General features: G+C 33.6%; 12 protein-coding genes. All 12 read right to left on the bottom strand.

Going from position 1 to position 12,246, the window contains the following annotated elements:
• Positions 1–205: 205 nt before the first annotated feature.
• Positions 206–1,216 (bottom strand): ABC transporter ATP-binding protein, encoded by a 1,011-nt coding sequence (locus BN2746_RS06725; RefSeq protein WP_077064964.1) that lies wholly within the window; start codon positions 1,214–1,216, stop codon positions 206–208.
• Positions 1,217–1,240: 24 nt separating this feature from the next.
• Positions 1,241–2,404: an ABC transporter ATP-binding protein gene (locus BN2746_RS06720; protein WP_082420227.1), complete on the bottom strand. Its 1,164-nt coding sequence runs from the start codon at positions 2,402–2,404 to the stop codon at positions 1,241–1,243.
• Between the two features lie 6 nt (positions 2,405–2,410).
• Positions 2,411–3,328, bottom strand: coding sequence for an ABC transporter permease (locus BN2746_RS06715; protein WP_055079017.1), 918 nt, complete (start codon positions 3,326–3,328; stop codon positions 2,411–2,413).
• A 9-nt stretch (positions 3,329–3,337) separates the two neighbouring features.
• Positions 3,338–4,270, bottom strand: a complete 933-nt coding sequence (locus BN2746_RS06710; protein WP_055079016.1) for an ABC transporter permease — start codon at positions 4,268–4,270, stop codon at positions 3,338–3,340.
• A 53-nt stretch (positions 4,271–4,323) separates the two neighbouring features.
• Entirely contained in the window at positions 4,324–6,009 is a 1,686-nt protein-coding gene (locus BN2746_RS06705) for a peptide ABC transporter substrate-binding protein (protein ID WP_055079015.1), read from the bottom strand.
• 374 nt (positions 6,010–6,383) lie between these two features.
• Positions 6,384–6,992: a DedA family protein gene (locus BN2746_RS06700; RefSeq protein WP_055079014.1), complete on the bottom strand. Its 609-nt coding sequence runs from the start codon at positions 6,990–6,992 to the stop codon at positions 6,384–6,386.
• A 141-nt stretch (positions 6,993–7,133) separates the two neighbouring features.
• Positions 7,134–7,754: a V-type ATP synthase subunit D gene (locus tag BN2746_RS06695; protein WP_055079013.1), complete on the bottom strand. Its 621-nt coding sequence runs from the start codon at positions 7,752–7,754 to the stop codon at positions 7,134–7,136.
• A gap of 5 nt (positions 7,755–7,759) precedes the next feature.
• Positions 7,760–9,139 carry a V-type ATP synthase subunit B gene (locus BN2746_RS06690; RefSeq protein ID WP_055079012.1) on the bottom strand — a complete coding sequence of 460 codons (1,380 nt, stop codon included), beginning with the start codon at positions 9,137–9,139 and terminating at the stop codon, positions 7,760–7,762.
• A complete protein-coding gene (locus BN2746_RS06685) occupies positions 9,132–10,916 on the bottom strand; it encodes a V-type ATP synthase subunit A (RefSeq protein ID WP_055079011.1) in 1,785 nt (594 codons plus the stop codon). Before BN2746_RS06685 ends, BN2746_RS06690 begins: the two co-directional genes overlap by 8 nt.
• Positions 10,906–11,502 (bottom strand): hypothetical protein, encoded by a 597-nt coding sequence (locus BN2746_RS06680; protein WP_055079010.1) that lies wholly within the window; start codon positions 11,500–11,502, stop codon positions 10,906–10,908. The genes BN2746_RS06685 and BN2746_RS06680 overlap by 11 nt, the downstream gene beginning before the upstream one ends.
• An 8-nt stretch (positions 11,503–11,510) precedes the next feature.
• Entirely contained in the window at positions 11,511–11,822 is a 312-nt protein-coding gene (locus tag BN2746_RS06675; RefSeq protein WP_055079009.1) for a V-type ATP synthase subunit F, read from the bottom strand.
• Positions 11,822–12,244 (bottom strand): ATP synthase subunit C, encoded by a 423-nt coding sequence (locus BN2746_RS06670; RefSeq protein ID WP_055079008.1) that lies wholly within the window; start codon positions 12,242–12,244, stop codon positions 11,822–11,824. Before BN2746_RS06670 ends, BN2746_RS06675 begins: the two co-directional genes overlap by 1 nt.
• Positions 12,245–12,246: the final 2 nt, after the last annotated feature.

Below are 12,246 nucleotides of genomic sequence, written 5' to 3'. Positions count from 1 at the left end.
CCTAAAAGATTTGTTTTTTGTTGCCCAAGTAATTTTATTTAATTTTTTCTGAACAAGTTACTCAATGGATAACTTTTTGTAAAAACAACATATTTCAATGTGCTCTTCACTTAAAAAATGTTTAGCTACAAATTTATGAAATTAAAAACTGTTGAAGATTATATGTCCTCAACAGTTTTTAAAACTTCTATTTAATTTGCCTAAATTATTTTTCTGAAAGTTTTTTTATTCCTTCTTCTAATCCATTATTATATAAATGGCAAGCTACGAAGTGATTTTTTCTTAGTTCCTTTAGCTCAGGTCTATTTTCTTTACAAATATCCATACAATATCTACATCTTGTATTAAACTTACATCCCTTTGGTGCATTTATCGGAGAAGGAATTTCCCCTTCAAGCTTAATTCTATCCTTTGACTCAACAGATGGGTCTGGGATAGGAATAGCTGATATAAGTGCCTTTGTGTATGGATGAAGTGGTGCGTAATATAAATCTTCCTTAGGTGAAATTTCAACCATTGAGCCAAGATACATTACACCGATTCTATCTGATATATGCTTAACCATTGACAAGTCATGTGAAATGAACATGTAAGTTAAGTGTTTTTCTTTTTGTAATTCAATTAAAAGGTTAACAACTTGAGCTTGAATACTAACGTCAAGAGCTGATATAGGTTCGTCGCAGACAATAAATTCTGGTTCAACTGCTAATGCTCTTGCAATACCAATTCTTTGTCTTTGTCCCCCTGATAATTCATGAGGAAATCTCGCACCGTGCTCAGAGTTTAGTCCTACAGTTTTTAGTAAGTCTGTAACTCTTTCTTGAACTTCATCTTCTTTAAGATTTTTAAAATGGACTCTAATTCCTTCACCTATAATATCTCCAACGGTCATCTTAGGGTCAAGTGAAGCATAAGGGTCTTGGAAGATCATTTGAGCTTTCTTCTTAAATTCTCTTTCTTCCTTTGCAGTAAATTTTGTAATATCTTTACCGCTATATAATATTTGTCCATCTGTAGGATCATATACCTTAATTACAGTTCTACCACAAGTTGTCTTTCCACATCCTGACTCACCTACTATACCAAGGGTTTCACCTTTATAAATATTTAAAGTTACGTCTTCAACTGCTTTAACTGTTTTTTTATTACCAATAGGGAAAAACTTATCCAGATTTTTTAACTCAATAAGAACTTCTCTATCTTTATTTTCATTCATTTGTTCTGTATTCATCGTTCACCTCTAGTATGGTCTTTCTACTTCAGGAGCCAATTCATGATGTAACCAGCACTTACTGCAATGAGTTTCTGAAAACTCATATACAGGTGGTTTTTGTTCTTTACAAATTTCCATTGCATAATCACATCTTGGTGCAAATGGACAACCAGGTATATCAAGTAATAAGTCTGGTGGTGTTCCGCCTAAAGCATAAAGAGTCTCTTTGTCCTTAGAGTCCAATCTTGGAACTGATAACAACAATGCCCAAGTGTATGGATGTCTTGCATTACCGAAGATTTCACTTACAGTACCTGTTTCCATAATCTCTCCAGCATACATAACTTGTATTCTGTCAGCAAAGTCAGCTACAACTCCCAAGTCATGAGTTACAAGCACTGTTGCTGTGTTGTTCTTTTCCTTTAGTACTCTCAACAAATCAAGAATTTGTGCTTGAATTGTTACATCAAGCGCTGTAGTAGGTTCGTCTGCTAAGATTACCTTTGGATTACATGCAAGGGCTATAGCTATCATAACTCTTTGTCTCATCCCACCTGAAAGTTCATGAGGATATTGTTTAACTCTTTCTTCAGGGTTAGGAATGTTAACAAGCTTCAAAAGTCTAATAGTTTCCTTTTTGATTTCGTCTCCCGAAAGTTTGGTGTGAAGTTTTAAAGACTCAGCTATTTGCTTTCCTATTCTCATTGTTGGGTTTAATGAAGTCATAGGGTCTTGGAAGATCATAGCTACATCTGAACCTTGATATTCTTTGATTCTCTTTTTAGACATCTTTAATACTTCTTCATCCAAATACTTGATAGAAGCTCCTTCTTTTATAACTGCTGATTGTTTAGGAAGGATCTGAAGTATCGCTTTTGAAACAACTGTCTTTCCAGAACCTGATTCACCTACTATGGCAAGAGTTTCCCCTTCGTGTATATCAAAGCTTACTCCTCTTACAGCCTTAACCTCACCAGCATATGTGTTAAATGAAACATATAGGTCTTTGACGTCGATTATCTTTCTTCTTTCATCGAGATTTCTTTGTTCTTTATTTATAGTTTCTTGTAATTCATCTTCTGTTTCATAAGCCATTCCTGCAACAGCATCAGTTGATTCTGGTGACTCTTGTTCAAGAATTTCTTCCATATTTTTTTCTTTATTATCAATGTTTGTATTATTTTCTGTCATAATTACCTACTTTCTAAGGTTTGGATCCAGTGCGTCTCTTAGACCGTCACCTAATAGTGTAAATGAAAGCATTGTCAATGCTATTGTTAGTGCAGGGAAGAACAATTGATAAGGATAGAACTGGAATTTTTGTTGGGCAGATGATGCCATAGCTCCCCAAGAAGTTTCTGGAGGTGCAACTCCAAGTCCTAAATAACTTAAAAACGCTTCACTGAATATATATCCTGGGATATCAAATGAAATTGAAACTAAGATAACATTTAATGTGTTAGGGATTAAATGTCTCATGATTATATTTTTATTTGATACACCAAGTACGTCTGCAGCTAATATAAAGTCTTGTTGTTTTAATGATAGAATTTGTCCTCTAACAAGTCTTGCAAGTCCACACCATCCTGTTATGGTCATGGCAATAATAAGTGTGTGAATACCTTGTGAGTCCATGGCAAGTCTTACTATGATAACAACAAGAAGATATGGTAATGAGAAAAGAATTTCTACGATTCTCATCATTATATTATCTACTCTGCCTCCAAAATATGCAGAAACTGCACCATAGATTGAACCTATAATAGTACCAATGAACGCTCCGCAAATACCTATAAAGATAGAAATTCTTCCACCTTTCCAAAGTCTTGTGAACACATCTCTACCTATTTCGTCTGTACCAAACCAAAACTCAGATCCTGGACTGGTATTAGGTGCTCCTACAATATCTTTGAAGTTATATTTAGAAATCATAGGTCCGATAATTACCATTATTGTTAAAAATATCAATATTATAAATGCAAGCATGGCTGTTTTATTTTGTTTAAATCTTCTCCATGCATCAGACCAATAGGTTACAACAGGTCTTGCAATAAATTCTGCATCCCCTTGGTCCTTAGGCACTCTTTTAAATTTACTTTTATCTATACTTTCCATATTTGTCTCCTAATTATCTACTCTAATTCTTGGGTCGGCAACGGTATATAGAATATCAACTAATAGTTGTGCTACTAAGAATAATGCAGCATAGAACACAGTTGTACCGATAATCATCGGATAATCACGAGTTTGAATTGCATTTACAAAATAAAATCCAAGTCCCGGAATACCGAACATGCTTTCAATAATGAAAGATCCTGTAAAAATACCTACGATTTGTGGTCCTATTATTGTAATAACAGGTAGTATCGCATTTCTTAAAACGTGTTTACGTATGATATTAAATCTTGAAACACCTTTAGCTTCCGCTGTAAGAATATAGTCTTCGTTTAATACTTCAAGTACATTACTTCTCATATATCTTGCATATGTTGCTATTGAACCAAAGCACATTGCAAGAGATGGTAAAACAGTATATTTAAACATGCCAGGTCTAAAGCCGGATGTTGGGAACCATTTCAATTTTACTGCAAAGTAAAGCTGAAGTAGTGAACCCATTATAAATACCGGGATAGTTACTCCTAAGATAGCAATTACGCTTACTATGTAGTCCGGCCATCTACCCCTGTTTAACGCTGCTATAATACCAAGAACTATACCAATAACAAGTCCAACAATCATAGCTTGTCCACCAATTCTACCTGATACTGGAGCTGTCTCCTTTATTACTTTTGATACTTCTCTACCAGGGTATTTGATTGATGAACCTAAGTCTCCCTTTGTAAATACATTTTTTAAGAAAATTGCATATTGTTCGTGAACCGGTTTATCAAGACCATATTTCTTTTTATAGTTTTCTATGGTTTGTGGTGGTAATGTCTTACCCATTGCTGATAGTGGGTCCCCTTGAATGTTATGCATTAAAAAGAATGTTACAGTGGTAATTATAAATAATGTTATTACCATGTATAAAAATCTTTTTCCTATATACTTTAACATCTTAACCTCCTAAATCAGGTGGCTTTCGCCACCTGAAATTTATTTTTCTTCAACTATGGTCTAGCTGAAGTATCAATTGTTTTAAAGCCAGTGCTTGTGAAATCAGAGAATGTTACTCCCTTTACAAAATCGTAGTAGTATGAGTTTGTACTAACACCGATTAGTGGAATAATTACTGATTGGTCTACAAGCATCTTGTCTGCTTGTTTATATAATTCAGTTGCCTTAGCTGAATCTGTTTCAACAGCTGCATCGTCAACTAACTTATCATAATCTGCACTTGCCCATCCAGTGTTAACAGAGCCTGCGTTTGTCTTGAATAATGAAAGCATTGCTGATGGGTCATTGTAGTCTGCTGTCCATGCAAGGTATCCTAATTGGTAATCACCTTTTTGGATTCTACCATTAAGGATTGGCCATTCCATTGTTTCAAGTTCAACGTTAATACCTAATTGGTTATTTAGGTTTTGTTGAATAAATTCGTTAATCATCTTAACTCTTGGGTTGTTTACATAGATAAGAGTTAATTTAACTTGAGATGGATCTTCTCCAAGTCCTAATTCTTTTAAACCTTCAATTAAAAGAGCCTTTGCGTCTGGATTAGCTGATCTTAATCCTTCAAATGAGTCGCCGATTTCATCTCTAAATTCTTTACCATCTAATTGGATTCCGTTTGGTGTCCATCCCTTTGCTGGAGGAGTAAATCCTTCAGCAAGTAATTTTGAAAGACCTTCTCTATCTATTGTAAGGTTAATAGCTTGTCTTACCTTTTCATTCTTTAGTATTGGGTCAGTGTGGTTAACTGATAGATAGTCAACTGCAGGGACGCTAACAGGTTTACTCTTAACATTTTCAATGTCTTTAAACTTTTCTACCCATTCAGGAATGTTAGTTCTAACTGCGTCAACTTCTCCTACTGAGAATGAGTTCATGATAGTGTTTGTATCTGTCATGATAGGTAGGTTTACAGTTTGTACATGAACGTTTTCTTTATCCCAGTAGTCTTCGTTCTTTTCAAGAGTTAATCTTGAGTTGTGAGTCCATTCAGTTAATTTGAAAGGTCCACATGAAAGAACTGTATCTGGTTCTGCTCCATATTTTTCTCCATACTTTTCAATTAAGTCTTGTCTACATGGTAGCATTACTCTAAATGGAACTAAAGTTATAAAGTATGATGCAGGAGAACCTAAAGTAACTTCTAAAGTCATGTCATCAACAGCTTTTACACCAAGTTCATCTACAGGAGCTTTTCCTGAGTTAACTTCACCAAAGTTTTTGATAGGTGCAAGTAAGAATGCTGATTCAGAACCTGTGTCAGGATTTGCTGCTCTCTTGATTCCATATTCAAAATCCTTTGCTGTAAGAGCTTCTCCGTCTTCCCATTTCATACCTTCTCTAAGTTTGAAAGTATATGTTAAACCGTCTTCTGAAACTTCGTAGCTTTCAGCTGCTGCTGGAACAACTTCATTTGATCCGTTTTCTTTTTCAGCCATTCTTAGTAATGGTTCAGTTATGTTGTTAATAATTTTATTACCATATACGTCAGAACCCTTTTGAGCGTCCAATGTAGTTGGTTCACTGTCTAATAGGGAGTTGTAATATTGATCTCCACCATTTCCTCCTGCTACAGGCTTTCCATCTGAACCAGTAGCGTTGTTGTTAGCTCCTCCGCCACATGCAGTTGTAAGTAACATCATACCTGCAAGTACGATTGAAAGAGCTTTTTTCTTTCCATTCATAGTATTATTCCTCCTTAAGAATATAAATAAGAATTTAAATTATACAGAACATCTATACTTTTTTGAGAAAACGATTTAAATTTTGATTAAAGAAAAACATTTTCAAAATAAAGAAATTCAGTGTTCTGTAGAACTCAATGATTATTATAACACAAGTTTTGCCCATTTCAACTATATAAAACACTAATTAATGAATAAGCAAATATATATGTCTATTTAAAACTTGACATCATAAAATTACTTTATTTTTCATTGTTCTATAAGTTATATAGTTTTAAAGTGAAACAGTATTATTCTTGGCGAAATATCAATATTTTTTAAAATTTTATATATTTATAGATTTTTTGTTTCTTCCTTCGTACTTTAATTCAGGTTCAATGATTATTTTTTTTATTTTTCTTTTTTACAAAATAAACTATCAAAAAAATCACAACTATTCCTAAAATAATCAAAGTATAATCTTTAATGAACACTTCTATATCCTTCCAATTTTCTCCAAGTTTCATACCAGCAAAAATAATCAAAGCATTCCAGATTGTTGAACCTAAGGTAGTTAAAATTACAAATTCAATCAAGTTCATATTGAACATTCCTGCAGGTATTGAAATTATTGATCTAAAAACAGGAACCATTCTGAAAAAAAACACAGAGATCTTTTGATACTTAGTGTAAATTCTTTTTATCTTTCCAAGTGAGTCTTGGTCAACTCTTAGAATTTTATCTTTCCCAATAAATACATTTCGAACCTTGGGACTGTTTATATATTTTCCAATATAGTAAAGTACAACAGCTCCTGAAACAGAACCTAATGTAGCTGCAAATAATACTGAAATAAAAGTTAGCTTAGTTGCGGATATAAAAAACCCTCCTATTCCTAAAACCGCTTCTGATGGAATTGGTGGAAAAATATTTTCAATAAAGATTAGTAAAAAAACTCCGAAACTTCCAAATTTTTCGATTAGATTTAAAAATAATTGATTCATGACTTCCTCCAAAATAAATTATATCAAATAACAAGGTTCAATACTAATTTCTAAAAAATTTTTATCATTTCACAACTCAATTCTCACCTCTAACATCTCACTTCTAATAAAAAAGAAACCCTCTTTTTATGAAGGTTTCTCTTATTTTTTAGATTTAACTTTTTTTAATCGGAAGAACTCTTCTATATCTTTTTCTTCCAATATCTCTTCAAGTTTTTTTATATTCTTTTGTAGTTTTGGTATTTGAATCTTGTCCAGTGCGTTGGCTCTTTTTTGTGTCTTATTTATTTCATTAGCTAAGTTGTATACTGCATTTTCAATTTCAGTAAGTTTATAAATTAATATTCTAAGCTTTTTAAATTCTATTAAAAGTCTATCAAAGCCTGCGTAAGTGTCATGAATACCAAAGCTTAGTGGAGTTTTTTTATCGTCTTTATCAAGTATTATCTTTGGAACTGTTGCCCCCATTACAGACTTATACAAGATGTCGTAATCTTTTTCTAAAGATATGGCGTCAATGATATTATCCAAGTTTTCTTTGCCGAGTACAAGATTAACTTGATTTAAAAGTTCGTAAGCTTTTGAGAATTGCTCTTCAATATTTTTTTGAACTTCCTTCGCTTCATCGACTAAGGTCATCATTTCCTTTATTAAGACCACTCTCTTTCTGTCTAAAAGATTGTATCCTTTTTTGGCAAAGTTTAGGGACTTTTTTAATTTAATTAAGTTGCCCTTGGTATATGCCATGTTGTTTTTAGCCATTTATATCACCTTTTTAGATACTTTTCTTTTAATTTTGGATCAAGTCTATCAAGTTGGTCATCGGGTAAAATTTTCATAAGCTCCCATGCAAGGTCCAAAGTTTCTATAATACTTCTGTTTTCATATGGATCTTGCTTAACAAATCTCTCTTCAAACTCTTCTCCAAATTTTAAAATCTTTTTGTCAGAATCTTGTAAGTCATCCTCCCCAAGTATTTGAGCAAGGTCTCTTACTTCTTGGACTTTTGAATAAGATGCAAAGAGTTGGTTTGCAACATCTTGATGATCTTCTCTTGTATAGCCTTCACCAATACCGTCCTTCATAAGTCTTGATAGTGAAGGAAGTACATTTATTGGTGGATATACATCTTTAAAAGTAAGTTGTGGGTCCAATGCTATTTGTCCCTCTGTAATATAACCTGTTAAATCAGGGATTGGATGAGTTATGTCCCCATTTGGCATTGTAAGAATTGGAATGAGAGTAAGTGAACCCTTATGGCCTTTCAACATGCCCGCCCTTTCATATAGACTGGCAAGGTCTGAATACATGTAACCAGGGTATCCCTTTCTACTTGGTACTTCTTCTCTAAGTGAAGATACTTCTCTAAGTGCCTCTCCATATGAAGTGATGTCTGTCATAAGCACAAGAACATGTTTGTTTTCTTCAAAAGCAAGGTACTCTGCCGCTGTAAGTGCACACTTTGGTACAATAAGTCTTTCCATAATTGGATCGTCTGCATAATTTAAAAACATTACTACATTTCCAATTACTCCAGAGTTTCTAAATTCATTTTCAAAATAAATTCCTTCGTCGTGCTTTACACCTATAGCTGCAAACACTATACAAAAATCTTCATCTTCGTTATCATCGCCACTAACTACCTTTGCCTGTCTTATGATTTGTGAGGCAAGCTTGTTGTGATCAAGACCGTTTTCAGAAAATATTGGAAGTTTTTGTCCCCTTATAAGTGTTGTCAAACAATCTATTGTGGAAATTCCAGTTTGAATAAAGTTTCTTGGGTATACTCTTGCCACCGGGTTCATAGGTCTACCATTGATGTTATATAACTTTTTAGAGTAGATGTCTCCAAGACCATCTATCGGCTCGCCTATTCCATTAAACTTTCTGCCAAGTATATCCTTTGATAGTGGAAGTTCAAATGGTTTTGTTGTAAAGGAAACTTCTGTGTTGTTTGAAGACATTCCTGTTAAGTCACCAAATACTTGAATTTGAGCCGTTTCTCCTCTTATGGCTAAAACCTGTCCAAGGTAAGTCTTATCTTCAAACTCAACCTTTACAAGTTCGCCATAAAACATATTCTTAACATTTTCTATTTTAATTAATGAACTCTTTATCTTTGAAGCTTTAATGTATTTTTTAATCATCTAAGCCTCCTTCGTTGTATCTGCTTTCCAGATTTTCAAAAAACTGTTCTATTTCTTCTTTCAATTCATCTATCTTTTCAAGCTTGTCGTTTTCGATGTTGTACTTCATTCCAACTATCTTTGTATAAACTGTCGAAGATGTAATTTCATTTATAGGAATGTTCTTCTTTACAGCTTCAAGACCAAGGTCGTAAAATTCTTTTATTACTTCAAGCATCTTGTACTGTTTCAACAAAGGTACATAGGAATCTATTTTATTAAAGGCATTTTGTTGTAAAAATCCTACTTTTATCATCTTAGCAACAAATAGAGTAAGCCTTTGGTCATCTGGTAGAACATCTTCACCTATAAGCATTACAATCTCTTGAAGCTTATCTTCTTCAAATAATATCTTCATCATTTTATTTTTCAAAGTGACCACATCTTTTCCAATTAACTCAACATAATCCTCTTTGAGTTCGTCACTGTATTTTGAATACGAAGTCAACCAGTTAATGGCAGGGTAATGTCTTGCATAGGCAAGCTCTTTATCAAGTCCTAAAAATACATTTACATATCTCTTTGTATTCTCAGTAACAGGTTCTGAAAAATCTCCTCCTTGAGGCGAAACTGCACCGATTATGGTTACAGATCCTAACTCATTTCCCAGTGTCTTTACATATCCTGCTCTTTCGTAAAATCCAGCAATTCTTGATGGCAAATATGGAGGGAAACCTTCTTCTGCCGGCATTTCTTCAAGTCTACCTGAAATCTCTCTAAGGGCTTCTGCCCATCTTGAAGTTGAGTCTGCCATTATTGCAACATCATAGCCCATGTCTCTAAAGTATTCTGCAATTGTGATTCCAGTATAAATTGAAGCTTCCCTTGCAGCTACTGGCATGTTTGAGGTATTTGCTATTAAAACAGTTCTCTCCATAAGAGGTCTGCCTGTGTTTGGGTCTATAAGCTTTGGAAAGTCTTCCAAAACTTCCGTCATTTCATTTCCTCTTTCACCACAGCCGATATAAACAATTATATCCGCATCACAATACCTTGCGAATTGATGTTGTGTCATGGTCTTTCCTGTACCAAATCCTCCTGGAATTGCAACTGTACCTCCCTTTGCCACTGGAAAGAACACGTCTAAAATTCTTTGTCCTGTTTTTAGTAATTTTGAAACTTCAAGTCTTTCTTTAATTGGTCTTGGAAATTTTATTGGCCACTCTTGGTATAACTTTACTTCATGAAGCTCTCCACTTTCGTCTTCAATCTTTAAAATAACTTCGTTTATATTGTATTTTCCAGATGGCTTTACATCTACAACTCTTCCCTTAACTCCGTATGGAACTAAAATTTTATGGGTTATTGCTTCGGTTTCTTTAATGGTTGCAACAACTTCTCCTTGGGAGATTAGATCACCTTCTTTAACAATGACATCCACATCCCAAAGTTTTTCTTCATCAAGGGACATAAGGCCAATTCCCTCTGGTATAAACTCTCCATATTTTTCTTCAATAACCTTTAAGGGCCTTTCAATTCCGTCAAACATATTTCCTATAAGCCCTGGACCTAACTTAACTGAAAGTGGCATATTGGTATGAACAACTTCGTCCCCAGCACTTAGACCTTGTGTATCTTCATAAACCTGTATGGTTCCCTCATCATCGTCAAGGGAGATTACTTCTCCTATCAACTTTTTTGGACCTACTAAAACCATCTCTTTTGCTTGGAAGTTTGACATGTTATTTGCATTTATAACTGGTCCGTTTATAGATGTTACAATTGCATTATTCTCCATCTACCTTACCTCCCACTTTGTTTATGAAATCTTGAATGATAAAACCAATAGTCTTTCTATTGTTCTTTACAAATTCACTAATTGTATTATCTTCAATGCTGTTTTCTCTTATGTTTTCTAAAGTATATCCACCTATAACATCATCTTTTAAAATTTTAATCTTCGATTCATCAAGAGAAAGTCTCTTTGCATCATTTGAAGTTAATCCTATTACAAAATCTGGATTGTTGTAAAATGGCATAACATTCTCTTTTAAACTTACAGCATAACTTTCATCTGAAACATAGGATTTGTACTTTTCTAAAATATCTTTATTGATATCTTCAATCATTCTCTCTCTAAATTTAAGAATCTCTTCCCTACTCTTGTTTTCTTGAATCTGAATTTTTTCATTTATTTCTTTAGTGATGTCTCTTTCTTTTTTAGCCACTTGTAAATCAAATAGATTCTCTTTTTCCTCTTTAAAATTATCAAAGTCTTCTTGTAATTTTGAATAGAGTTTTTGATAATGTTCTTCCAGTTCTTCTTTCTTTTTGTCGTAAGTTACTTTTTTAAATAACTCATATTTATTTTCAAGTAAAATCATATTATCACCTAATCAATCTTTACGCCTAAGGACTCTTTAACAGATTTTAATATAAAATCCTTATCTTTTAATCCGCCTTGTCCTGGGATTATAACAATCAAAGGTTTTGCTTTACGCTTCTTCCTATGTTCAATAAGCAAATCATGCACGATTTCAGATACATCTTCAGTTAAGATAACAGTTCCAATTTTTTCATCTTTCAAAGTCTTTTTAAAAATACTTATTAATTTTTCTCTGTCCTTACTGAATGTCCCCCTAATTCCTGAAAGTTTTAATCCTTGAACAATGCTTTCGTCATTTGATATAAGGTAGGAATACATTATAATCTTCCAAGAATCATGATGGAAATTACAAGGCCGTAGATTGCGATACCTTCTGCAAGACCAACATAGATAAGTGTTTTTCCAAGAAGTGTATCATCTTCAGAAACCGCACCAAGTGCTGCAGAACCTACAACCCCAACTGCATAACCTGTACCTATTGTTGCCATTCCTGTTGAAAGAGCTGCCGCCAACATTCCAAGTCCATTAGCTGAGTTTTCTGCTGAGGTTGCTGCTAAAGATGAATTTGGTGAAATTATGATAAGTGCCATAAGTATTAATGGAATAAAGCTTAACAAATTAACGCCTAAAGTTCTCTTTAACTTTCTCTTTGAGTTGTCTCTATTATTGTTTTTTAAATAAAATCCTGATGCGATTGTGGTTAAGACCACGATTATTGATAATCCTAAAATTAATTTCATTT

Source organism: Lagierella massiliensis (genome assembly GCF_001407835.1).
GTDB classification, from domain to species: Bacteria; Bacillota; Clostridia; order Tissierellales; family Peptoniphilaceae; genus Mediannikoviicoccus; species Mediannikoviicoccus massiliensis.
The sequence above is the reverse complement of the archived record's forward strand: the minus strand, read 5'-3'. Positions and strand labels throughout refer to the sequence as shown.